This window comes from Streptomyces sp. NPDC002566 (assembly GCF_042889585.1).
Lineage (GTDB): Bacteria > Actinomycetota > Actinomycetes > Streptomycetales > Streptomycetaceae > Streptomyces.
Genome location: NZ_JBIARD010000003.1, coordinates 82725 through 103408, shown reverse-complemented (window position 1 = coordinate 103408; position 20684 = coordinate 82725). Strand labels below are relative to the sequence as shown.

General features: G+C 72.8%; 20 protein-coding genes and 1 pseudogene. 10 read left to right on the top strand and 11 right to left on the bottom strand.

What is annotated here, in order from left to right:
• Window positions 1-11: 11 nt before the first annotated feature.
• Window positions 12-785, bottom strand: coding sequence for an IclR family transcriptional regulator (locus tag ACFYXA_RS13260; RefSeq protein ID WP_130437426.1), 774 nt, complete (start codon window positions 783-785; stop codon window positions 12-14).
• A 109-nt stretch (window positions 786-894) separates the two neighbouring features.
• Here ACFYXA_RS13260 and ACFYXA_RS13255 point away from each other — a divergent pair, with 109 nt between their 5' ends.
• From ACFYXA_RS13255 to ACFYXA_RS13235, 5 genes are all read left to right on the top strand, one after another.
• Complete coding sequence (locus tag ACFYXA_RS13255) at window positions 895-2424, top strand: aldehyde dehydrogenase (NADP(+)) (protein ID WP_389031948.1); 1530 nt, start codon at window positions 895-897, stop codon at window positions 2422-2424.
• 51 nt (window positions 2425-2475) lie between these two features.
• The gene (locus tag ACFYXA_RS13250; RefSeq protein ID WP_352247622.1) at window positions 2476-3084 is read left to right on the top strand and encodes a DUF1349 domain-containing protein; all 609 of its coding nucleotides are present in this window, start codon (window positions 2476-2478) and stop codon (window positions 3082-3084) included.
• 9 nt (window positions 3085-3093) lie between these two features.
• A complete protein-coding gene (locus ACFYXA_RS13245; RefSeq protein WP_389031943.1) occupies window positions 3094-3576 on the top strand; it encodes a GNAT family N-acetyltransferase in 483 nt (160 codons plus the stop codon).
• 93 nt (window positions 3577-3669) lie between these two features.
• Window positions 3670-4386, top strand: a complete 717-nt coding sequence (locus ACFYXA_RS13240) for a DsbA family oxidoreductase (RefSeq protein WP_389031940.1) — start codon at window positions 3670-3672, stop codon at window positions 4384-4386.
• A 107-nt stretch (window positions 4387-4493) separates the two neighbouring features.
• Window positions 4494-5555, top strand: a complete 1062-nt coding sequence (locus ACFYXA_RS13235) for an aminotransferase class V-fold PLP-dependent enzyme (RefSeq protein WP_389031937.1) — start codon at window positions 4494-4496, stop codon at window positions 5553-5555.
• Window positions 5556-5625: 70 nt separating this feature from the next.
• On the opposite strand, the gene thpD is transcribed toward ACFYXA_RS13235, so the two are convergent.
• The 5 genes from thpD to ACFYXA_RS13210 all read right to left on the bottom strand — a co-directional run bounded on the left by thpD (window position 5626) and on the right by ACFYXA_RS13210 (window position 10327).
• The gene (thpD, locus tag ACFYXA_RS13230; RefSeq protein WP_352247626.1) at window positions 5626-6549 is read right to left on the bottom strand and encodes an ectoine hydroxylase; all 924 of its coding nucleotides are present in this window, start codon (window positions 6547-6549) and stop codon (window positions 5626-5628) included.
• A gap of 6 nt (window positions 6550-6555) precedes the next feature.
• Entirely contained in the window at window positions 6556-6960 is a 405-nt protein-coding gene (locus ACFYXA_RS13225; protein ID WP_130437432.1) for an ectoine synthase, read from the bottom strand.
• A gap of 110 nt (window positions 6961-7070) precedes the next feature.
• The gene (gene ectB / locus ACFYXA_RS13220; protein ID WP_130437433.1) at window positions 7071-8342 is read right to left on the bottom strand and encodes a diaminobutyrate--2-oxoglutarate transaminase; all 1272 of its coding nucleotides are present in this window, start codon (window positions 8340-8342) and stop codon (window positions 7071-7073) included.
• A 72-nt stretch (window positions 8343-8414) separates the two neighbouring features.
• The gene (gene ectA / locus ACFYXA_RS13215; protein WP_389031932.1) at window positions 8415-8927 is read right to left on the bottom strand and encodes a diaminobutyrate acetyltransferase; all 513 of its coding nucleotides are present in this window, start codon (window positions 8925-8927) and stop codon (window positions 8415-8417) included.
• Window positions 8928-9226: 299 nt separating this feature from the next.
• Window positions 9227-10327 (bottom strand): aminotransferase class V-fold PLP-dependent enzyme, encoded by a 1101-nt coding sequence (locus ACFYXA_RS13210; RefSeq protein WP_352247628.1) that lies wholly within the window; start codon window positions 10325-10327, stop codon window positions 9227-9229.
• A gap of 215 nt (window positions 10328-10542) precedes the next feature.
• Here ACFYXA_RS13210 and ACFYXA_RS13205 point away from each other — a divergent pair, with 215 nt between their 5' ends.
• The 4 genes from ACFYXA_RS13205 (at window position 10543) to ACFYXA_RS13190 (ending at window position 14200) form a co-directional block, all read left to right on the top strand.
• Window positions 10543-11400: a transporter substrate-binding domain-containing protein gene (locus tag ACFYXA_RS13205; protein ID WP_352247629.1), complete on the top strand. Its 858-nt coding sequence runs from the start codon at window positions 10543-10545 to the stop codon at window positions 11398-11400.
• The gene (locus tag ACFYXA_RS13200) at window positions 11397-12248 is read left to right on the top strand and encodes an amino acid ABC transporter permease (RefSeq protein WP_352247630.1); all 852 of its coding nucleotides are present in this window, start codon (window positions 11397-11399) and stop codon (window positions 12246-12248) included. Before ACFYXA_RS13205 ends, ACFYXA_RS13200 begins: the two co-directional genes overlap by 4 nt.
• Window positions 12245-13036, top strand: a complete 792-nt coding sequence (locus ACFYXA_RS13195) for an amino acid ABC transporter ATP-binding protein (RefSeq protein WP_389031927.1) — start codon at window positions 12245-12247, stop codon at window positions 13034-13036. The genes ACFYXA_RS13200 and ACFYXA_RS13195 overlap by 4 nt, the downstream gene beginning before the upstream one ends.
• A gap of 66 nt (window positions 13037-13102) precedes the next feature.
• Complete coding sequence (locus tag ACFYXA_RS13190) at window positions 13103-14200, top strand: amidohydrolase family protein (protein ID WP_389031924.1); 1098 nt, start codon at window positions 13103-13105, stop codon at window positions 14198-14200.
• 99 nt (window positions 14201-14299) lie between these two features.
• Here the strand turns inward: ACFYXA_RS13190 and cobC are convergent, their stop codons facing one another.
• Both cobC and ACFYXA_RS13180 read right to left on the bottom strand, forming a co-directional pair.
• Window positions 14300-15355 (bottom strand): Rv2231c family pyridoxal phosphate-dependent protein CobC, encoded by a 1056-nt coding sequence (gene cobC, locus ACFYXA_RS13185; protein WP_389031922.1) that lies wholly within the window; start codon window positions 15353-15355, stop codon window positions 14300-14302.
• 28 nt (window positions 15356-15383) lie between these two features.
• Window positions 15384-15785: pseudogene (locus ACFYXA_RS13180) on the bottom strand (cobalamin biosynthesis protein); the annotation flags it as partial.
• A gap of 62 nt (window positions 15786-15847) precedes the next feature.
• On the opposite strand from ACFYXA_RS13180, the gene ACFYXA_RS13175 reads away from it, so the two are divergent.
• A complete protein-coding gene (locus ACFYXA_RS13175) occupies window positions 15848-16576 on the top strand; it encodes a ZIP family metal transporter (protein ID WP_351096844.1) in 729 nt (242 codons plus the stop codon).
• Between the two features lie 11 nt (window positions 16577-16587).
• Here ACFYXA_RS13175 and ACFYXA_RS13170 read toward each other — a convergent pair whose 3' ends face one another.
• Genes ACFYXA_RS13170 through ACFYXA_RS13160 form a run of 3 tightly spaced genes read right to left on the bottom strand, consistent with a single transcriptional unit; the run spans window position 16588 to window position 20675 of the window.
• Window positions 16588-17973: a cobyrinate a,c-diamide synthase gene (locus ACFYXA_RS13170; protein WP_389033369.1), complete on the bottom strand. Its 1386-nt coding sequence runs from the start codon at window positions 17971-17973 to the stop codon at window positions 16588-16590.
• A 23-nt stretch (window positions 17974-17996) separates the two neighbouring features.
• The gene (gene cobO, locus ACFYXA_RS13165; RefSeq protein ID WP_130437442.1) at window positions 17997-18605 is read right to left on the bottom strand and encodes a cob(I)yrinic acid a,c-diamide adenosyltransferase; all 609 of its coding nucleotides are present in this window, start codon (window positions 18603-18605) and stop codon (window positions 17997-17999) included.
• Window positions 18606-20675 (bottom strand): putative cobaltochelatase, encoded by a 2070-nt coding sequence (locus tag ACFYXA_RS13160; protein ID WP_389031917.1) that lies wholly within the window; start codon window positions 20673-20675, stop codon window positions 18606-18608.
• Between the last annotated feature and the right edge of the window lie 9 nt (window positions 20676-20684).

Genomic DNA, 20684 nt, shown 5'->3' with positions numbered 1-20684 from the left:
CCGCCGCGTGTTCACAGCCGGCGGGTCGCCAGCGTCAGCCGGTCCCGCGCGTCGAACAGCGCGTCCTTGACCAGTTGCTCGTGCGCGGGCGTGAGCCTCGCCACCGGCACGGAGCAGCTGATCGCGTCCCGCGCGGGCGTGCGGTAGGGGATGGCGACGCCGAAGCAGCGCAGGCCGAGCGTGTTCTCCTCCCGGTCCACCGCGAAGCCCTGCTCGCGGATCTGGCGCAGCTCCTCGATGAGCTTCTCGCGGTCCGTGATGGTGTGTTCGGTCAGCGCGGGCAGCGCCTCGGGGAGCATCTTGCGGACCTGCTCGTCGCTGTAGGTGCTCAGCAGCGCCTTGCCCAGGGAGGTCGAGTGGGCGGGCAGACGGCGGCCCACGCGCGTGAAGGGGCGCAGGTAGTGCTGGGACTGGCGGGTCGCGAGGTAGACCACGTTGGTGCCGTCGAGGCGGGCCAGGTGGATGGTCTCGGTGGTGTCGTCCGAGAGCCGGTCCAGCGTCGGCCGGGCCGCCGCCACGACCTCGTCGCCGTCGATGTAGGAGGTGCCGACCAGCAGCGCCCGCACGCCGATGCCGTAGCGCGTGCCGGTGGCGTCGGTCTCGACCCAGCCCAGCTCCACCAGGGTGCGCAGCAGCATGTAGAGGCTCGACTTGGGATACCCGACGGCCTCCTGGACCGATGCGAGGGAGTGCATACCGGGGCGGCCGGCGAAGTATTCCAGCAGTTCAACCGTCCGCACCGCGGACTTGACCTGCGCTCCGCCCCCCGTCTCGCCAGCCGACATCGCCCTTGACCCCTTCGTTCGACGGGAAATAATCTCCATCGTATTCACCATCAGAGACGACGTTCAGTATATCGAACGCCTTCGAGGCAGAGCACGTGGAGGACCCGCGGTGGCAGCAGCACCAGTCTGGAGTGTCGACCCCCGAACCGGGAAGCAGCGCGAACAGGTTGCGGTGGAGGCCACGCCCCAGGAGGTGGACGCAGTGGTCCGCGCCGCGCACGCCACTCGCGACGCCCTCGCCGACCGCGGCGTCCGCGCGGCCTTCCTGCGCACCGCCGCCGACCGCCTGGAGGGGGCCAGGGACCACCTCGTCGAGGTCGCCGACGCCGAGACCGCGCTCGGCCCGGTCCGGCTGACCGGCGAACTCGCCCGCACCTGCTACCAGTTGCGCGCGTTCGCCGACATCGTCGACGAGGGCGCCTTCCTCGACGTCGTCGTCAACCACCCCGACGACACCGCCACCCCGCCGGTGCCGGACCTGCGCCGCTACAAGGTGCCGCTGGGCGTCGTCGCCGTCTACTCGGCGTCCAACTTCCCCTTCGCCTTCTCCGTCGCCGGCGGCGACACCGCGAGCGCGCTCGCCGCGGGCTGCCCGGTCGTCGTCAAGTCCCACCCGGACCACCCGGCCCTGTCCGAGCTGGTCGCCAGCCTGCTGCGGACGGCCGCCGCCGAACACGGCGTCGACAAGGGCGTCGTGGGCCTGGTCCACGGCTTCGAGGCGGGCGTCGAGCTGATCAAGCACCCGCTGGTCGCCGCGGCCGGCTTCACCGGCTCCGTGCGCGGCGGCCGCGCCCTGTTCGACGCGGCGGCGGCACGGCCCACACCGATCCCCTTCCACGGTGAACTGGGCTCGCTGAACCCGGTCGTGGTGACCGAGGCGGCGGCCGCCGAACGCGCGGAGACCATCGGCACCGGGCTCGCCGGCTCCATGACCCTGGGCGTCGGCCAGTTCTGCGTGAAGCCCGGACTCGTGCTGGTGCCGTCCGGCTCCGCCGGCGACGGCCTGCTGAAGTCGCTCACGGACGCCGTCAGCGACACCGACGCGGGCGTGCTCCTCGACCACCGGATGCGGGACAACTTCATCGCCGGGGTCGCCGAGCGGACCGCGCTGCCCGAGGTGGAGTCCCCGGTGACGCCGGGAGCGGGCGGCGAGCACACCGTCAGCGCCGGGTTCCTGACCGTGCCGGCCGCGCGCCTGGCGGCCCGGGGCGAGCACGACCTGCTGCTGGAGGAGTGCTTCGGGCCGGTCACCGTCGTGGCCCGCTACGACTCCGAGGACGAGGTGAAGGCCGTCCTGACCCGGCTGCCCGGCAACCTCACGGCGACGGTCCAGCTGTCCTCCGAGGAGGCGGCCGGCCAGGGGCGCGGCGCGGAGATCCTCGCCGAGCTGACGCCGCTCGCCGGACGCGTGCTGGTCAACGGCTGGCCGACCGGCGTCGCCGTCGCACCGGCCCAGCACCACGGCGGGCCCTACCCCGCGACCACGTCCACGTCCACGTCGGTGGGCGGGACCGCGATCGAGCGGTGGCTGCGGCCGGTCGCCTACCAGGGCGCACCCGAGGCGCTGCTGCCGCCGGAACTCCGCGACGACAACCCGCTCGGCCTGCCGCGGCGGTTCAACGGACGGCTGGAACGCTAGGCCCTGTCTGACAAACCCCCGCCTGCTCTGCGGGCGGACGATGATGGAGCCATGGACATCGAACTTCCCCAACTCCCCTTCCCCTTGCGGACCTACGGGCCCGAGGGGAACTGGTCCTACGAGGACGGTGTGCTCACCGGGTGGGCCGGCCCCCGGCAGGACCGGTTCGTGCCGCCCACGGGCGAGGCGCTCGACCCCGCCTCCGACGCGCCCCGGCTGCTCGGCGCGCCCGAGGGGGACTTCCAGCTCATCGCCCGTGTCACGGTCGGGTTCAACGGGGCCTTCGACGCGGGGGTGTTGTACGTCCACGTCGGCGAGCGGGCCTGGGCCAAGCTCTGCCTGGAGTACTCCCCGGACGTGCCCACCGTCTGCACGGTGGTCACCCGGGGACACTCCGACGACGCCAACTCCTTCACTGTGGACGGCAGTTCGGTCTGGCTGCGGGTGAGCCGGACCGGGCGGGCCTTCGCCTTCCACGCCTCCCGGGACGGCGAACACTGGACCTTCGTCCGGCTGTTCACGCTCGGCGGCGAGAAGGAGACCGGCGCGGCCCTGGTCGGCTTCCTGGCGCAGGCGCCGATGGGGGAGGGGTGCGTGGTCACCTACGACCACATCGAGTTTCGCCCCGGATGGCCCGACGACCTGCGTGACGGAAGCTGAGGCGTACAGATGACCCACACGATCCGCGAGGCCGTACCCGCCGACGTGGAGGCCGTGACCGCGCTGCACGGGCGGGCACGGGCCACGTACTACCCGGACGGGATCCCGCGGGACGGCAGCGACTGGCTCGCCAACTGGCGCACGGCGATCGAGCGGCCCGACGGACAGGTGCTGTGCGCCGTCGAGGGCGACCGGATCGTCGCCGTCGCCTCCTTCCGCACCCCGCCGGACGCGCCCGCCGACACGGTCAAGCTGTTCCAGTTCCACGTCGACCCCGACCGCTGGCGCGGCGGCATCGGCACGGCCCTGCACACGGAGTGCGTCGAGCGGTGGCGCGCCGAGGGCAGGGCCGCCGCCGTCCTCGACGTGCACGTCGACAACCGGCGCGCCCAGGCCTTCTACGCCCGCCGGGGCTGGGTGCCGGACCCCGAGAACCCGCCCGCCGAGGACGACCACCACCTCTTCCTGCGCTTCTTCGTGAAAGGCGAATGACAGGGGCGGGAATGCGCCGCGGCGCTTGAACGTTCACGTATCGGCGGGAGGACGTCTCCGCGGCCGACACGACGACCTGGAGAGAGCCGAGACATGCGCGTCGAGATCTGGAGCGACATCGCCTGCCCCTGGTGCTACGTGGGCAAGGCCCGCTTCGAGAAGGCGCTCGCGGCCTTCCCGCACCGCGACCAGGTCGAGGTCGTCCACCGCTCCTTCGAGCTGGACCCCGGCCGCGCCAAGGGCGACGTCCAGCCCGTGCTGACGATGCTGACCAGGAAGTACGGCATGAGCGAGGCGCAGGCCCAGGCCGGTGAGGACAACCTCGGCGCGCAGGCCGCCGCCGAGGGCCTCGACTACCGCACCCGGGACCGCGACCACGGCAACACCTTCGACCTGCACCGCCTGCTGCACCTCGCCAAGGAGCGGGGCCGGCAGGACGAGCTGATCCAGATCCTGTACCGGGCGAACTTCGCCGAGGAGCGCTCCTTGTTCAGCGAGGGCGACGAGCGGCTCGTGGAGCTGGCCGTGGAGGCCGGTCTGGACGCCGGCGCCGTCCGCGAGGTGCTCGCCGACCCGGCCGCCTACGCCGACGAGGTCCGCGCCGACGAACGCGAGGCGGCCGAACTCGGCGCGAACGGCGTGCCGTTCTACGTCCTCGACCGCGCCTACGGCGTCTCCGGGGCCCAGCCCGCCGAGGTCTTCGCCCAGGCGCTGACCCGGGCGTGGGGCGACCGCTCCCCGCTCACGCTGATCGACGAGGGCGGAGCCGAGGCCTGCGGCCCCGACGGATGCGCGGTACCGCAGAACTGAGACGGCCGGCGGCGGTGGCGGCCCGGCGCGATCTATAAGCGTTGCTTGGCACAACCGCTTAGAGACGCGCGATGGACGTGGACTTGCCCTGGCCCCACAGTGGAGTCATGGAGACCACGGAGACCTTCCAAGCCCTCGTCCGCTCCGAGTTCGCCCCGAAGGGCGTCTACCTCAACACCGCGAGCAACGGCCTGCTCCCGGCCCGTACGGTCGCCGCCCTGCACGAGGCGGCGCTGCTGCGGGCCGAGGGCCGGCCCACGACCCCGCTGTACGAGGACGTGGAGGCCTGCCGGGCCGCCTACGCCCGGCTCGCCGGCGTCCCCGTCACCCGGGTGGCGGTCGGCGCGACGGTCACCGCGCACACCGGGGTCGTCGCCGCCTCGCTGCCGGCCGGGGCCGAGGTGCTCACCGCCGAGGGCGACTTCACCTCCGTGCTGAACCCGTTCCATGTGCGGGGCGACCTCAAGGTCCGCTCGGTGCCGCTGGAGCGGATCGCCGAGTCCGTCCGCCCGGACACCGCGCTCGTCGCGGTCAGCGCGGTCCAGTCGGCGGACGGGCGGATCGCCGACCTGCCCGCCCTGCGCGAGGCCGCGCGCGCCCACGACGCCCGCACCTACGTCGACTTCTCCCAGTCGGCGGGCTGGCTGGCGATGGACGCCGGCGCCTACGACTTCACCGCCGCCGTCTCCTACAAATGGCTCCTCGGCCCGCACGGGGCCGCGTTCTTCACCGTCCCGGAGGACTTCGGCGCTCTGACGCCGGTGCTCGCAGGATGGGTCGCCGCTGAGCGGCCCTGGGACAGCTGCTACGGCCCCGTGGCCGAACTCGCCCACTCGGCGAGGCGGTTCGACCTGAGCCCCGCGCTGTTCGCGCTCGCGGGACTGCGGCCCGCGCTCGACCTGATCGAGGAACTCGGCGTGGCCGCCGTGCACGCCCACGACATCGCGCTCGCCGACCGGTTCCGGGACGGGCTCACGGAGCTCGGCCACGAGCCGGTGCCCGCCCCCGGCTCGGCGATCGTCGCGGTGCCCGGACTGGGCGTGCGCCAGCCGGAGTTGAGCCGCGCGGGCGTCGAGGTCTCCGACCGGGCCGGCAACCTGCGCGCGAGCTTCCACCTCAACAACACCCCGGCCGACGTGGACCGCCTGCTCGACGTCCTGTCCGGCTGAGCGCACAGGACCGGGCCGGGTCCCCCGTCCCACACGAGGGGGCCCGGCCCGGTGTCCCTGAGGGTGGTGCCTACCTCACCGGGGTGAAGTCGCGGGCGCCGATGAACTCGGGCCGCCTGACGGGCGCCGAGAACGGCTCGACGGCCTCGTTCTCCACGCTGTTGAACACGATGAAGACGTTGCTGCGCGGGAACGGCGTGATGTTGTCGCCGGAACCGTGCATGGCGTTGCAGTCGAACCAGGTCGCCGAACCGGCGCGGCCCGTGAACAGCTTGATGCCGTACTCGGAGGCCATCGCGGTCAGCGCCTCGTCGGACGGTGTGCCCGCGTCCTGCATCTGCAGCGACTTCTTGTAGTTGTCCTTGGGCGTGGCGCCGGCACAGCCCAGGAACGTCTTGTGCGAGCCCGGCATGATCATCAGGCCGCCGTTGGTGTCGTAGTTCTCGGTCAGCGCGACCGAGACGGACACCGTCCGCATCCGGGGCAGACCGTCCTCGGCGTGCCAGGTCTCGAAGTCGGAGTGCCAGTAGAAGCCGGAGGCGCCGAAGCCCGGCTTGACGTTGATCCGCGACTGGTGGACGTACACGTCGGAGCCGAGGATCTGGCGGGCCCGGCCGACGATCCGCTCGTCGCGCACGAGACGGGCGAAGACCTCGCTGATCCGGTGCACCTCGAACACGGACCGGATCTCCTGGGACTGCGGCTCGACGATGGACCGCTCGTCGGCCCGGATCGTCGGGTCGGTCACCAGCCGGTCCAGCTCCTGCCGGTAGACGCCGACCTCGTCGTCGGTGAGCAGCTGGTCGACCGCGACGAAACCGTCACGTTCGAACGACTGCAGGTCCAGCGGCTCGAACGGGCCGGGCGCGTCCGGTGCGCCCCAGACGACCGGGTCCTGGCGCGGCGTGATCACCTCGGTGGCGCCGCGGCTCGGGTAGAGGTCGGGGACGGTGGCGGCCGGGGTCTGGGCCGGGCTGGTCAGGTGAGTGGTCATGGGGTCTCACACCTCCTCGGGCTCGGTGAGCAGCGGGTAGACGCCGTTCTCGTCGTGGTCCTCCCGTCCCGTGACGGGCGGGTTGAACACGCAGAGGCAGCGGAAGTCCTCCTTGACGCGCAGCGTGTGCCGCTCGTGGCCGTCGAGGAGGTACATGGTCCCGGGCGTGATCGAGTACGTCCGGCCGGTCTCGTGGTCGGTCAGCTCGGCCTCGCCCTCGACGCAGACGACGGCTTCGATGTGGTTCGCGTACCACATCGACGTCTCGGTGCCGGCGTACAGGACCGTCTCGTGGAGGGAGAAGCCGACCTTTTCCTTGGCCAGCACGATGCGTTTGCTCTCCCACGTCCCGGACGCCGCCTTGACGTGCCGGTCGGTGCCTTCGATGTCCTTGAACGAACGGACGATCACGGTGGTGCGATGCCTCCTAGGTGGATGGTGTCTCTGACGGAGCGGGCCGCTCGGGCGGTCGGCCGGCCGGCGGGGGAGCCGGACGGCCGGGCTGCCGGGAAGCCGGGATGTCAGACGGTCTCCCGGACGGCGCGGGCGAGGATGCGCAGGCCCTCGTCCAGCTCCTCCGGGGTGATGGTGAGGGCGGGCAGCAGCTTGACGACCTCGCTCTCGGGACCGGACGTCTCGATGAGCAGCCCGAGCTCGAAGGCGCGCTTCGCGACCCGGCCCGCGCGCTCCTTGTCGTGGAACTCCAGGCCCCAGACCAGGCCGCGGCCGCGGTACTCGCGGACGTCGGCGAGGTTCTCCTCGGTGATCGAGATCAGCGCCTGCTCGACCTGCTCGCCGCGCTTGCGGGTCTGCTTCTCCATGGCCGAGCCGTCGGCCCAGTACGTCTCCAGCGCGGCGGTGGCGGTGACGAAGGCCGGGTTGTTGCCGCGGAAGGTGCCGTTGTGCTCGCCCGGCTCCCACACGTCCAGCTCGGGCTTGAACAGGCACAGCGACATCGGCAGGCCGTAACCGCTGATGGACTTGGACACGGTGACGATGTCCGGCGTGACGCCCGCCTCCTCGAAGGAGAAGAACGCGCCGGTGCGGCCGCAGCCCATCTGGATGTCGTCGACGATCAGGAGCATGTCCTGGCGCCGGCACAGCTCGCTGAGGGCGCGCAGCCACTCCGGACGGGCGACGTTGATGCCGCCCTCGCCCTGCACGGTCTCGACGATCACGGCGGCGGGCTTGTTGAGGCCCGAGCCCTGGTCCTCCAGGAGCCGCTCGAACCACAGGAAGTCCTGGACGGTGCCGTCGAAGTAGTTGTCGAACGGCATCGGCGTGCCGTGCACCAGCGGGATGCCGGCCCCGGCCCGCTTGAAGGCGTTGCCGGTGACGGCGAGCGAGCCCAGCGACATGCCGTGGAAGGCGTTGGTGAAGGACACGATCGCCTCGCGCCCCTTCACCTTGCGGGCCAGCTTCAGCGCGGACTCGACGGCGTTGGTGCCCGTCGGGCCCGGGAACATGACCTTGTACGGCAGGTCGCGCGGCCGCAGCACCAGGTCCTGGAAGGTCTGGAGGAAGGACCGCTTGGCGACGGTGGACATGTCGAGGCCGTGGGTGACGCCGTCACGCGACAGGTAGTCGATCAGCGCCCGTTTCAGCACCGGGTTGTTGTGGCCGTAGTTGAGCGAGCCGGCGCCGGCGAAGAAGTCGAGGTACTGGTGGCCGTCCTCGTCGAACATACGGCTGCCCTGCGCCCGGTCGAAGACGACGGGCCAGCCACGGCAGTAGCTGCGAACCTCGGATTCGACGGTCTCGAAGACGCTGAGGTCGGGCTGAGTGATGGTCACGCGAAACGCTCCTCGTTGCGGGGTGTGGGGGATGTGCCCGGGGCGGGGCGGAAGCTTGGGGCGTACCGGCTGTCAGGGCCGGGCGGCGAGGGGGCCGATCCGGTACAGGACCTCCGGGTCGTGCGGGCCGTCGGGGAACTGGTCCGCACCGAACAGCACCTCGCGGGTGACACGGGCCCCGTGCCGGGAGGCGAAGGACGTGAACAGCCGCTCGGAGGCGGTGTTGCCGGGGGAGATCGTCGTCTCCACGGCGGTGACGGGGCGTTCGTCGGTGACCCGGGCGATCAGCCCGTCGAGCAGGGCCGCGGCCAGTCCGCGGCCGCGGTACGCGGCGTCGACCGCCACCTGCCAGACCAGAAGGGTGTGCGGGTCCTCGGGGCGCGCGTATCCGGTGATGAACCCGACGGGGGTGCCGTCCTCGGCACGCGCCACCGCCGAGGTGCCGGCGAAGTCACGGCACCACAGCAGGTAGCTGTAGGACGAGTTCAGGTCGAGGGTTCCGGAATCCTTGGCGATACGCCAGAGCGCGGCCCCGTCCGCCACCGTGGGGCGGTCGATCTGCAGGTCTGCTTGCGTGGCAGTCATGCGGATTGAATTTACCGAGTGAAATCAAAAAATGCGTGGAGAGGCGGCGTCGGTTTGGTGATGCACTCGTGGCTGGAGGTGACTGTGTCCCGATTTGCACCGGTCAAATCAGGACAAAGGTAAACCTCTGTGCAATGCGTCACCCGAAGGTAATCAGCTCGAAATTTGCCTGTGTTTAGAGCTGGGAAACCGGGGCAGAAGAACCTGGGAAAGCTATCTGTATAAGGAATCAAGGAATTCCTGAATCCCTTGAATTCAGACTCCCGTCATCTCGCCCTCACGCTCGCGGGAAACGGGCGTCAGATCCAGGCCTCGTCCGCCGCCCGGAGAGCCGACGCCAGGTCCACCTCGCGGCCGTGCGCGGTGAGGGCGGAGGCCAGGGCCGTCAGGGCGCCACGCACCGTGCCCGGGGCCGCCGCCGGGCCGTAGTGGTTCACGCGGATCATCTCGCCCGCCGGCGCGCCGCCGCCCGCCGCCAGCGGCAGCGTCGGGTCGCTCGCCAGGGCCCGGGCCACCAGCTCCGAGGCCACCGTGCCCGACGGTGCGCGCAGGGTCGTGGCGACCGGCGCCGCCTCCCGGGCCTCGTGCACGTACGGCTCCAGACCGCCGCCCAGCGCCGCCGCGCCCGCACGGGTCGCCGCGGCGGCCGACGCGTGGCGGGCCATCACCGTCTCCAGGCCCTCCGCCTCGATCCGTTCCACGCACGCCTCCAGCGCCAGCATCTCCAGCTGCGCCGGCGCGTGCAGCAGCGCCTTGCGGCCGCCGTCCACCCAGCGCTCCTTCCAGTCGAGCAGCGACAGGTACGAGCGGCGCGGCGCCCTCGGGTTCGCCGCCATCAGCGCCCACGCCCGCTCGCTCACCGACACCGCCGACACGCCTGCCGGGCCGCCCATCGCCTTCTGCGCCCCGATCACGCACAGGTCCACGCCCCACGCGTCCGGCAGCACCGGCTCCGCCGCCACCGAGGCGACCGCGTCCAGGTAGAACAGCGCGCCGTGCTCGCGCACCACCGCGCCGATCTCCGCGACCGGGTTGGTGTTGCCGGTGGCGGCCTCGGCGTGCACCAGGGAGACGAAGTCGATCTCCGGGTGCTCGGCGAACGCCGCCCGGACCTGCTCGGCGGTGACCGCCGTGTGGAAGGGCACCGCCAGGTCGATCACCGTGGCGCCGCAGTCCCTCAGCCAGTCCCCGAACGTCTGCCCGTACGGCCCGGTGACGATGTTCAGCGCGGTGGTGCCGGGCCCCGCCGTGCCGCGGATCGCGCCCTCCAGCGGAAGCAGCGCCTCGCCCTGCATGATCACGACGTCCTGCCGGGTGTTCAGCAGCCGCGCCACCCGGTCCTCGATCGACGCGAAGCGGGAGGCACTCAGCGGGGCAAGGTCCAGGAACGGGTGTGTCACAGCGGTGCTCTTTCGGCTCATGGGGGTAGAGGTGACGAGAGTAACCGGCGGCCGTCCCACCCCCTCGAAACGCCCATCGGCCCGCCCCGAGGGCCGACTTCGCAGGTCGCGCGGCCCTGTGGCCATCGGTTTGGTTTGAGTACCTCAAACCCATCCTTATAATCTGAACGACGATCGCGTACCACCCCACGACCCCCTGCACAGGAAGGCCCGCCGTGACCACGCTTCCCGGGCGCCGGACCCCCCGCATCCTGGCCGCCGCCACCGTGACGGCCGGCCTGCTGTTCATGACCGCCTGCACGAAGACCGACGACTCGGGCGGCGCCAAGACCGCCGGCGGCGTCCAGCTCGTCAAGGCCGGACAGCTCACCACCTGCACCCACCTGCCGTACCCGCCGTTCCAGTCGGAGATCGACGGCAAGGTGCAGGGCTTCGACGTCTCCCTCATCGACCTGGTCGCCAAGAACCTGGGCGTGAAGCAGGCGATCCTCGACACCCCGTTCGAGAACTTCAAGACCGGCGCGTTCCTCAACTCCGGCGAGTGCGACCTGGCCGCCGCCGGCATGACCATCACCGAGGAGCGCAAGAAGAACGTCGACTTCTCCGACCCCTACTTCGACGCCACCCAGGCCGTCCTCGTCGACAAGAGCGCCGGCGTCGCATCCCTCGCCGACATCAAGGCCAAGAAGGTCAAGCTCGGCGCCCAGGCGCAGACCACCGGCGAGGACTACGTCAAGAAGCAGGGCTTCGACCCGGTCTCCTTCGAGTCCTCCGACGCCGTCCTCAACGGCCTGCGCACCGGCCAGGTCAAGGCCGTCGTCATCGACTACCCCGTCGTCCAGGGCTGGCTGAAGGACAAGGCCAACGCGAACGCCTTCAAGGTCGTCGACAACCTCAACACCGGCGAGCAGTACGGCTTCACGGTGAAGAAGGGCAACGCCAAGCTGGTCGCGGCCATCAACAAGGCGATCGCCGACGCCAAGGCCGACGGCACGTACAAGAAGCTCTACGAGCAGTGGATCGGCCCGTACGACCCGGCGGCGGCCGCCCCGTCCGCACCCGCCGCCTCATGAGCGACACCGAACCCGCGGCGGCCGCCGAACCCGACGCGACACCCCGCCGCAAGGGCCTGACCCGGCGGCAGAAGCGCGGCGTCTCCCGCGGCGTCCAGTACGCCGTCTTCGTCGCCGCCGTGATCGCCTTCGCGCTCTCGGCGGACTGGGACCGGCTCCAGAACCAGTTCGCCCAGGCCGACATCGCCGAGCAGATGTTCCCCGAGGTCATCACGCTGGCGCTGAAGAACACCGTGCTCTACACGGTGTCCGGGTTCCTGGTCGGGCTGGCCCTCGGCATGGTCATCGCCCTGATGCGGCTGTCGTCCGTCGGCCCCTACCGCTGGCTCGCCGGGATCTACATCGAGATCTTCCGCGGCCTGCCCGCCCTGCTGATCTTCATCTTCATCGGCGTGGCCGTGCCGCTGGCCTTCCCCGGCACGGAGATCATCGGCGGCACCTACGGCAAGGTCGCCCTCGCCCTCGGCCTGGTCGCCGCCGCGTACATGGCGGAGACGATCCGCGCCGGCATCCAGGCCGTCCCCAAGGGCCAGATGGAGGCGGCCCGTTCGCTCGGCTTCTCCCCGGCCCGCGCGATGGTCTCGATCATCATCCCGCAGGCGTTCCGCGTCATCCTCCCGCCGCTCACCAACGAACTGGTCCTCCTCTTCAAGGACTCCTCGCTGGTGCTGTTCCTCGGTGTCACCCTGGAGGAACGCGAACTGTCCAAGTACGGCCGCGACCTGGCCAGTACGACCGCCAACTCCACGCCCATCCTCGTCGCCGGCCTGTGCTACCTGCTGGTCACGATCCCGCTCGGCTTCGTCGTGCGCCGTATGGAGGCCAAGGCCCAGGAGGCCGTGAAATGAGCCGACCGGAGATCGAAGTACGCGGTCTGCGCAAGTCGTTCGGCGACAACGAGGTCCTGCGCGGCATCGACCTGGAGATCCGGCGCGGCGAGGTCGTCTGCGTCATCGGCCCGTCCGGCTCGGGCAAGTCGACGCTGCTGCGCTGCGTGAACCTGCTGGAGGAGCCGACCGGGGGCCAGGTCTTCGTCGGCGGTGCCGAACTCACCGACCCGGACGTCGACATCGACGCCGCCCGCCGCCGGATCGGCATGGTCTTCCAGCAGTTCAACCTCTTCCCGCACCTGACGGTCACCGAGAACCTCACCCTGCCGCAGCGCCGGGTGCTGCGGCGCGACAAGGCGGCCGCCGCGAAGGTGGCCGCGGCCAACCTGGAACGGGTGGGCCTCGCCGACAAGGCGGACGCCTACCCCTCCTCCCTCTCCGGCGGCCAGCAGCAGCGGGTGGCGATCGCCCGCGCCCTCGCCATGGGCCCCGAGGTGATGCTGTTCGACGAGCCGACCTCGGCCCTGGACCCCGAACTCGTCGGCGACGTCCTCGCGGTGATGCGCGGGCTCGCGCGGGAGGGCATGACGATGATGGTCGTCACGCACGAGATGTCCTTCGCCCGCGAGGTCGCCGACCGGGTCGTCTTCATGGACGGCGGCGTGGTCGTCGAGGACGGCGCCCCCGACCGGGTCATCGGCGCCCCCGCCCACGAACGCACCCGCCACTTCCTCTCCCGCATCCTCGACCCGGCGATGGCAGAGGTCGAGGAAGAGGCACCGGCCGAGGTGAAGAAGACGCAGTAGCCAGCGCCCCGGCAGTCAGCGTTCGCCCGGGCGAACGCCGCCCGCCGCGGCACTAGGGTGCCGTACATGAGCGATCGCGCGGTGCTGCACGTGAAGGGCAGGGTCCTCGCCGGACCCGGTGACGACCAGGTCCACGACGAGGTGTGGGTCGTCGACGGGCGGATCTCCTACGACCGTCCCGCCGGCGCCCGTGACGTGCGCACGGTGACCGGCTGGGCCCTGCCCGGCCTCGTCGACGCCCACTGCCACGTGGGCCTGGGCGCACACGGCCCGGTCGACCGCGACACGGCGGAACGGCAGGCCCTCACCGACCGGGACGCCGGAACCCTCCTGATCCGCGACGCAGGCTCCCCCTCCGACACCCGCTGGACCGACGACCGCCCCGACCTCCCGAAGATCGTCCGGGCGGGCCGGCACATCGCCCGCACCCGCCGCTACCTCCGCGGCTACGCCCACGAGATCGAACCGGACGACCTCGTCGCCTACGTCGCCCAGGAGGCCCGGCGCGGCGACGGCTGGGTGAAGCTGGTCGGCGACTGGATCGACCGCGAACTCGGCGACCTGTCCGCCTGCTGGCCCCGGGAGGCCGCCGAGGCGGCGATCAAGGAGGCCCACCGGCTGGGCGCGCGGGTCACGGCCCACTGCTTCGCCGAGGACTCGCTGAAGGACCTCGTCGAGTCCGGCATCGACTGCGTCGAACACGCCACGGGCCTCACCGACGAGCTGATCCCCCTCTTCGCCTCGCGCGGCGTCGCCATCGTCCCCACCCTGGTGAACATCGCGACCTTCCCCGACCTCGCCGCCGGCGGCGAGGCCAGGTTCCCCGCCTGGTCCGCCCATATGCGCCGCCTCCACGCCCGCCGCTACGACACCGTCCGCAACGCCTACGACGCCGGCATCCCGGTCTACGTCGGCACCGACGCCGGTGGCAGCCTGCCCCACGGGCTGGTCGCGGGGGAGGTCGCGGAACTCGTCACGGCCGGCATCCCCCCGGTGCGTGCCCTGGCGGCGACCACCTGGGCGGCGCGCGCGTGGCTGGGCCGGCCGGGCCTGGACGAGGGCGCCCCGGCCGACCTGGTGGTCTACGAACAGGACCCGCGCACCGACGTACGCGTGCTGGCCGCCCCGCGACGGGTCGTGCTGAACGGACGCGTGGTGGGCTGACCCCGCGGCGGCGGTCCGGGGGCTCCGCCGGCTTCCCGGACCGCTTACTCCGGGGGCTCCGCCGGCTGCCCGGACCAGCCAGTGCCCGCACCGGCCGGCTCAGCCGGTGGCCAGCGCCCGTCCCAGGGCCTCCAGGAACCCGTCCACCGTCCTGCGGTCCCGCACCGCCACCCGCACCCATTCCTCCCCGAGCCCGGGAAACGTGTCCCCCCGCCGCACCGCGTAGCCCAGCTCCCGCAACCGCCCGCGCACCACCCCCGCGTCAGGCACCCGCACCAGCACGAACGGTCCCTGCGCCGGTCCCGCCACCCGCACCCCGTGCCCCGCGAACCGCTCGAGCCCCGCCACGAGATACTCCCGGTCCGCGGCGCCCCGCCGCGCCGCGTGCGCCGCCTCCGCGACCGCCCGCCCCGACACACACGCCCGCGCCGCCGCCAACGCGGGCGTGGACACCGGCCACAGCGGCTGCGCCCGCTCCAGCTCCCGTATCGTCTCCGGCGCGCCGAGCACATAGCCGATGCGCAACCCGGCCAGCCCCCACGTCTTCGTCAGACTGCGCAGCACGACCAGTCCGGGCACGTCCGTCCGCCCGGCCAGCGACTCCCGCTCGCCCGGCACCGCGTCCATGAACGCCTCGTCGACGACGAGCGTCCGCCCGGTCCGGGCCAGGCACGTGACGTCCCGCGCGGGATGCAGCACCGACGTCGGGTTCGTGGGGTTGCCGATCACCACCAGGTCTGCGTCCTCGGGAACGGCCGCCGGGTCGAGGCGGAAGCCGTCTTCCTCCCGCAGCAGCACCCGGTCCACGCTGTGCCCGGCGTCGCGCAGCGCCGCCTCCGGCTCCGTGAACTGCGGGTGCACCACCACCGGCCGGCGCACCTTCGAAGCGCGGGCGAGCAGCACGAACGCCTCCGCCGCGCCCGCCGTCAGCAGCACCCGCTCCGGCGGCAGCCCGTGCCGCTCCGCCACCGCGGCCCGCGCCCGCCGCCCGTCGGGGTAGGCGGCGAGACCGGTCAGGGAGGCCGCGATGTGCTCGCGCAGCCAGTCCGGCGGCGTGTGCGCGCGGACGTTCACCGCGAGGTCGACCAGCGCGGCGCCGTCGTCCCGCACCTCGGAGTCCCCGTGGTGGCGCAGGTCGTGTCCGTCAGTGTGCATGGCAGTCCACATGCCCTTCGTGCTGATGCTGCCCGGAACCGTCGCGTCGGACCACCGCACAGGTCGCCCTGCCCGGCCGCCCGTCCCTCCGCGCCGACTTCCTTTTGGGTACGAGGAGTTCGCCCCCGCCCGCGAGCGCCGCGGCCTCCGCGACGGACGGCGTGCCCAGCGCGGCGGCCGGCGCGTCCGACGGGTTCGGCACCGGCACGGCGGCCAACTCCGCGGCGGAGTACGTCACCACGGGCACCCCGAGCCGCAAGGCCGCCCCGACGACGCCGGGTTCGCCGCGCCTGGCGTCCACGGTGGCGAGCTCGGCCACATCGCGCGCGGACAGCCCCGCTTCCCGCAGCGCGTCCTCGATCACGCCCAGCACTTCCTCCACCGGCACGCCCCGGGACGCGCCGACGCCCACCACGAGGCTCACCGGCCTTCCTCCCCGCTGCTCGGGGTACGGAGGTGCGCGGACGGGCCCTGATCGGATACGAAGGGGGCATGGCGGTGTTCGTCGCGCTCGGCGCGTTCCTGATGACGTTGGCCGGCGGCTGGACGGCACAACGCGTGACCGACCGCCGCCACCTGGTGCTGGGGCTGGCCGGCGGCCTGATGCTGGGCGTGGTCGGTCTGGATCTGCTGCCGGAGGCCCTGGAGGCGGCCGGCACGGAGGTGTTCGGCGTCCCAGCCGCGCTGCTGCTGTTCGTGGCAGGCTTCCTGCTGGCCCATCTGGTGGAACGGCTGCTGGCCCTGCGCCGGGCGGCCCACGGCGCGGGGGAGCACGACGGCCGCACACCCCAGGTCGGCCTGACGGCGGCCGCGGCGATGGTCGGCCACAGCGCCATGGACGGCGTGGCGATCGGCGCGGCCTTCCAGGTCGGCGGCGGCATGGGCACGGCGGTCGCGCTGGCGGTCGTCGCCCACGACTTCGCCGACGGCTTCAACACGTACACGATCACGAGCCTGTACGGGAACGCCCGCCGCAAGGCCCTGATCATGCTGTTCGCCGACGCGGCGGCGCCGGTCCTCGGCGCGGCCTCGACCACGTTCGTCACCATCCCCGAGCACCTGCTCGGCGGCTATCTCGCTCTCTTCGCCGGCGCGCTGCTCTACCTGGCGGCGGCCGAGATCCTGCCCGAGGCCCACCACGATCACCCCGCCCGCTCCACCGTGCTGTGCACGATCGCGGGCGCGGCCTTCATCTGGCTGGTGGTGGGCCTGTCGGGCTGAGCCGCCGCCGTTCACGGCGTACGGCACCTCTCCACGAAGCGCAGGGCCACGCCCGGCTCGGCCGCCCAGTGCGTGTGCAGGTAGCTCGCGTGCACACCGCCCTGGACGAAGCCCTCGACCCGCCGCTGCGGGCTCCGCATCCCCCACGCCGGGGCCGTCCCCGCCCCCGGTTCGACGACGGTCCGGTGGAACTCGTGGCCCCGCATCCGCGTCCCGGCCGCGGCCAGCGCGCTGTCGCTCACTGCCACCGCGTCCCGGTAGCCGAGGGTGAGCCGCCCGGACATCCGCGCCGAGGCGTCGAGCACCCCGCACATGGGCTGCCCGTCCAACTCCCGGCACAGGTACAGCAGTCCGGCGCACTCCGCGGCGATCGGCGCGCCGCTGAGCGCCAGTTCGGCGACGGCCTTGCGCAACGGCTCGTTGGCGGACAGCTCCGCGGCGTACATCTCGGGGAACCCGCCCCCGACGACCAGCCCGGCGCTCCCGTCGGGCAGCCCCTCGTCCCGCAGCGGATCGAAGGTCACGACCTCGGCCCCGGCGGCGGCGAGCAGCTCGGCGTGCTCGGCGTAGGAGAAGGTGAACGCGGGCCCCCCGGCGAGAGCGACGACCGGCCTGTCACCCCGGCCCCTCGCGCCCGGCCCGGACGGCTCGCCGAGAGCCCCGGCCGCGTCCCATGCCGCACAGGACAGCACCCCGGCACCGCGCGCCAGCGACATCACCGCGTCCAGATCGCACCCGTCGGCGACCTGCGCCCCCATCGCCGCCACGGCGTCCAGCGCCGCGGCCCTCCGCTCCGCCACCGGCACCAGCCCCAGATGCCGTGACGGGGTGTCCACCTGCGCCGTCCGCCGCAGCACCCCCAGCACCGGCACCCCCGCCGACTCCATCGCCTCCCGCAGCAACGCCTCGTGCCGGTCGGAGGCCACCTTGTTCAGGATCACGCCCCCGACCCGCACCTCCGGGTCCCACGACACGAACCCGTGGACCAGGGCCGCCACCGACCGCGACTGCGACGAGGCGTCCACCACCAGGACCACCGGCGCCCGCAGCAGCTTCGCCACATGCGCCGTGGACGCCAACTCCCCTTCCCCGGCCGCCCCGTCGAACATCCCCATCACGCCCTCGACGATCGCCAGATCGCAGCCGCGCGCCCCGTGCGCGAACAGCGGCCCGACCGACGCCGGTCCGCACATGTACGCGTCGAGGTTGCGTCCCACCCGCCCGGTCGCGAGCCCGTGGTACCCGGGGTCGATGTAGTCCGGGCCCACCTTGTGCGGGGACACGGCGAGCCCCCGCGCGGCGAACGCGGCCATCAGGCCCGTCGCGACGGTGGTCTTGCCGCTGCCGGAGGACGGCGCGGCGACGACCAGCCGGGGCACCGACACCGAGGAGGACACCAGCGAGGACAACGAGGCGGACGTCACCACTCGATTCCCCGCTGCCCCTTCTGCCCCGCGTCCATCGGGTGCTTGACCTTGGACATGTCGGTGACGAGGTCGGCGAAGTCGACCAGCTCCTGCGGCGCGTTGCGCCCGGTGACGATGACGTGCTGGGTCCCGGGCCGGTCCCGCAGCACGGAGATCACCTCGGCGGTGTCGATCCACCCCCAGTGCAGCGGGTAGGCGAACTCGTCCAGCACGTACAGCTTGTAGCGCTCGGCGGCCAGGTCGCGCTTGACCTGCTCCCAGCCCTCCCGGGCCTTCTCCTCGTTGCTGGCGTTGTCGCCGTCGGGGTCGCGCTGGATCCACGACCAGCCCTCGCCCATCTTGTGCCAGTCGACAGAGCCGCCCTCACCGCTGGCGCCCAGCACCCGCAGCGCGTTCTCCTCGCCGACCTTCCACTTCGCCGACTTGACGAACTGGAACACCCCGATCGGCCAGCCCTGGTTCCAGGCCCGCAGCGCCAGCCCGAAGGCGGCGGTCGACTTGCCCTTCCCGACGCCGGTGTGCACCATCACGAGCGCCCGGTTCCGTCGCTGACGTGTCGTCAGTCCGTCGTCGGGTACGACGCTCGGCTGTCCCTGCGGCATCTACGCGGCCCTCCTGTCGCCTTGAACTTCCCTGACCAGCCCGGCGATCGAGTCCGCCCGCAATTCGTCGAGCGTCACCGCCGTACCTCCCAGCTCACCCGCGAGCCGCCCGGCGAGCCCCAGCCGCACCGGTCCCGTCTCGCAGTCCACGACCACCGACGCCGTGCCCTCGGCGGCGAACAGCCGGGCCGCCCGCCCCGCGAGCGCCACCGGCTGGGGGCCGCCCGTCGCCCGCCCGTCGGTGACCACCACGACCAGCGGCCGCCGCGCGGGATCCCGCAACCGCTCCACCCGCAGCACGTCGTGCGCCTTTAGCAGCCCGGCGCCGAGCGGGGTGCGCCCGCCGGTCGGCAGCGCCTCCAGCCGGGCCGCCGCCGCGTCCACCGACGAGGTGGGAGGCAGCGCCACATCGGCGCCCGAGCCCCGGAACGTCACAAGACCCACCTTGTCCCGGCGCTGGTAGGCGTCCAGCAGCAGCGACAGCACGGCGCCCTTCACGGCGCTCATCCGCTGCCGCGCCGCCATCGACCCGGAGGCGTCGACCACGAACAGCACGAGGTTCCCCTCACGCCCCTCACGGGTCGCCTGCCGCAGATCGTCCCGCCGCACCACCAGTCCCGGCCCCGACCGCGCCCGCGCGTGCTGATGGGGCGCGGCGGCCTGCACGGTCGCCGCCAAGTGCAGCTTGGTGAGCGCCCCTCGGGGACGCCGGGCCCCCGTGGTACGCCCGTGCTCGGTCCGGGCCCGCGAGCGCCGCCCGGCGGCTCCCTCCCCGAGACCGGGCACGCTCAGCACCTTCGCACGGAAGGGCTCGGCGGCCCGCACGGCGGACTGCTCCCCGGCGCCGGCCGGCCGGCCGCCCTCGCCCTCGCCCTTGCTCCCGGCGGGGTCCGCCGGCGCGGGCGCCTCACCGGACGGCGGCTCGCCGCCCTCGGGCCCGTCCTGCGGCGGCAGCCCGCCGCCCCCGCCGGGACCGCCCGGTCCGTCGGGGTCGGGGTCCTCGTCGCCGTCGTCGCCGTCGGTCGGGTCGTTCTGGCCGCCTCGCTCGTCGAGGTCGTCGTCGGGGAACCGGTCCAGCGTCTCGTCCAGCTTGTCCTCGTCCAGGCCCGGCGCGTCGAACGGGTTGCGGCGACGGCGGTGCGGCAGCGCGAGCAGCGCCGCCTGCCGTACGTCCTCCGCCAGCACGTCGGTCCGTCCGGCCCACGCCGCCAGCGCCGTCGCCGTCCGCGCCATCACGATGTCGGCCCGCATGCCGTCCACCTCGAACGCGGCGCAGGTCGCCGCGATCCGCAGCAACGCACCGTCGCCGAGCCGCACATGCGGCAGCAGTTCCCGCGCCGCCACGACCCGCGCCCGTACGTCGGCCTCCTCCCGCGCCCAGCCCGCGGCGAACCCCGCCGGGTCGTCGTCGTAGGCGAGCCGCCGCCGCACGACCTCCACCCGCTGCTCGGGCTCGCGCGACGCGGCCACCTCGACGGTCAGCCCGAACCGGTCCAGCAACTGCGGCCGCAGTTCGCCCTCTTCGGGGTTCATCGTCCCAACGAGCAGGAAGCGGGCGGCGTGCCGCACCGACACGCCCTCACGCTCCACGTACGAGGCGCCCATCGCCGCCGCGTCCAGCAGCAGGTCGACGAGATGGTCGTGCAGGAGGTTGACCTCGTCGACGTAGAGGATGCCGCGGTGCGCGTCCGCGAGGAGACCCGGCTCGAACGCCTTCACGCCCTCGGCGAGCGCCCGCTCGATGTCCAGCGCGCCCACGAGCCGGTCCTCCGACGCGCCGACGGGCAGCTCCACCATGCGCGCGGGGCGCGTCGCACCCGCCGCCGCCTCGTGCGGCCCGTCCGGACAGCCCGGGTCCGGCGCCGCCGGGTCGCAGGAGAAACGGCACCCCGGCACCACCGCCACCTCCGGCAGCAGCGCCGAAAGCGCCCGCACCGCCGTCGACTTGGCGGTGCCCTTCTCGCCGCGCACCAGGACCCCGCCGACCGCAGGACTCACCGCGTTCAGGAGCAGGGCCAGCCGGAGGTCGTCCTGTCCGACGACGGCCGTGAACGGAAAGGGGGCGGTCACGTGACGATC